The sequence below is a fragment of the Actinomadura darangshiensis genome (assembly GCF_004349235.1).
GTDB classification, from domain to species: domain Bacteria; phylum Actinomycetota; class Actinomycetes; order Streptosporangiales; family Streptosporangiaceae; genus Spirillospora; species Spirillospora darangshiensis.
Genome location: NZ_SMKY01000569.1, coordinates 1 through 2,301, shown reverse-complemented (window position 1 = coordinate 2,301; position 2,301 = coordinate 1). Strand labels below are relative to the sequence as shown.

2 protein-coding genes and 1 pseudogene are annotated in these 2,301 nt (G+C 72.1%); all 3 read left to right on the top strand.

Annotated elements, in window-relative coordinates:
- Positions 1-1,219, top strand: a 1,219-nt coding sequence (locus E1293_RS46480) for an aldehyde dehydrogenase family protein (RefSeq protein WP_132206471.1), incomplete at its 5' end; no start/stop codon positions are given.
- A 14-nt stretch (positions 1,220-1,233) separates the two neighbouring features.
- The gene (locus E1293_RS46475) at positions 1,234-1,998 is read left to right on the top strand and encodes a 3-oxoacyl-ACP reductase (RefSeq protein ID WP_207939539.1); all 765 of its coding nucleotides are present in this window, start codon (positions 1,234-1,236) and stop codon (positions 1,996-1,998) included.
- Positions 1,999-2,070: 72 nt separating this feature from the next.
- Positions 2,071-2,301 (top strand): annotated as a pseudogene (locus tag E1293_RS46470) (hypothetical protein); the annotation flags it as partial.

Below are 2,301 nucleotides of genomic sequence, written 5' to 3'. Positions count from 1 at the left end.
GTTGCTGCGGGGGTTCGCGGATCTCGTGGACGCTCATGTGGACGAGTTGGCCGGGCTTGAGGTGCGGAACGCCGGGCATCCGATCGGGCAGGCCCGGTGGGAGGCCGGGAATCTGCGGGACGTCCTGCACTACTACGCGGCCGCGCCGGAGCGGCTTTCCGGGCGCCAGATTCCGGTGCCGGGCGGGCTGAACGTCACGTTCGCGGAGGCGCTCGGGGTCGTGGGCGTGATCGTGCCGTGGAACTTCCCGATGCCGATCATGGGGTGGGGGCTTGCGCCTGCGCTCGCGGCGGGCAACACCGTCATCGTGAAACCGTCCGAGCTGACGCCGCTGACCGCGCTGCGGGTCGGCGAACTGGCACTGGAGGCCGGGCTGCCCGAAGGAGTCGTGCAGGTGGTGCCGGGCGCCGGTGCGGTGGCGGGACGGCGGCTGGTCGAGCACCCGGACGTCCGGAAGATCGTCTTCACCGGGTCGACGCGGGTCGGCACGGAGATCATGGCGGCGTGCGCGCCGGGCGTGAAGCGGCTGACGCTGGAGCTGGGCGGCAAGAACGCCAACATCGTCTTCGCGGACGCCGACCTGGAGAAGGCCGCCGCGACCGCGCCCTCCGCGGTGTTCGACAACGCCGGGCAGGACTGCTGCTCCCGCTCCCGGATCCTCGTCGAGCGCCCGGTGTACGACCGGTTCCTCGAACTGCTCGAACCGGCCGTCCAAGCGGTCGTGGTGGGCGACCCCTCGAACGAGAAGACCGAGGTGGGGCCGCTGATCAGCGCGGCCCACCGCGCCAAGGTCGCCTCGTACGTGCCCGAAGGCGCGCCAGTGGTGATCCGCGGGTCTGCGCCGGAGGGGCCGGGGTTCTGGTTCCCGCCGACCGTGCTCGCCGGGCCGTCCTGCACGGGGCTCCCCTCCTGGCAGGACGAGGTGTTCGGCCCGGTCGTCACGGTCGTGCCGTTCGAGGACGAGGCCGACGCGATCCGGCTCGCCAACGACACGCCCTACGGGCTGTCCGGCTCGATCTGGACCCGTGACATCGGCCGCGCCCTGCGCGCCTCCCGGGCCGTCGAGGCGGGGAACCTGTCGGTGAACTCGCACTCGTCCGTCCGCTACTGGACGCCGTTCGGCGGGTTCAAGCGGTCGGGCCTCGGCCGCGAGCTGGGCCCGGACGCCCTCGACGCGTTCACCGAGACCAAGAACGTCTTCATCGCCACCGAGCAATGACAGGAGTGACACCCATGCAGCGTCTGGATGGCCGGGTGGCCGTCGTGACCGGCGGCGCCGGCGGCATCGGCCTCGCCACCGCGCGCCGCTTCGCGCAGGAGGGCGCCCGGGTCGTCGTCGCCGACGTGGACGAGACCGCCGGCAAGACCGCGGCGGACGAGGTCAAGGGCCTGTTCGCCAAGGTGGACGTCACCGTCGAGGACGAGGTCGCCGCGCTCTTCCAGACCGTCCAGAACACCTACGGACGCATCGACGTCGCCTTCAACAACGCCGGCATCGCCCCGCCGGAGGACGGCTCCATCCTGGAGACGGGCCTGGACGCCTGGAAACGCGTCCAGGACGTCAACCTCACCAGCGTGTACCTGTGCTGCAAGCACGTCATCCCCTACATGGTCGACCAGGGCAAGGGCTCGATCATCAACACGGCGTCGTTCGTGGCGGTGATGGGCGCGGCGACCTCGCAGATCTCCTACACCGCGTCCAAGGGCGGCGTCCTGGCGATGTCACGGGAGCTGGGCGTGCAGTTCGCGCGGCAGGGCGTCCGGGTGAACGCCCTGTGCCCCGGCCCGGTCAACACGCCGCTCCTGCAGGAGCTCTTCGCCAAGGACCCGGAGCGGGCCGCGCGGCGCCTCGTCCACATCCCGGCGGGCCGGTTCGCCGAGGCGTCCGAGATCGCCGCCGCCGTCGCCTTCCTGGCCTCGGACGACGCGTCCTTCGTCACCGCGTCCGAGTTCCTCGTGGACGGCGGCATCTCCGGCGCCTACGTGACCCCGCTATGAGCCGAGGTGCTAAGCCGGGCGCGGTTTGTTGGCACGCGGCTCGGTATCCGCGACCCGTGCCGGCTGCGCATCATGGGCGATCCCCCCGAGAAGGGACGAGCCTTGAAGCGCGGTCACCTAGCGGTCCTGGCATTGACGCTGGCCCTCGCCGGATGCGGCGGCTCCGACGACGGCGCCAAGGCGGCCGGGACGTCCTCCTCGCCCGCCCCCGCGGCCTCCTCGCAGGCCGCGCCCGGAACCCCGTCCGGCAAGGGCAAGGCGGCCACGCCCGCACCCCCGGCGCAGTCGAAGGCGGTCAAGGCG

Coding starts and splice junctions, on each gene's coding strand:
- E1293_RS46475 (WP_207939539.1), top strand. CDS start 1,234: ATGCAGCGTCTGGATGGCCGGGTGGCCGTCGTGACCGGCGGCGCCGGC.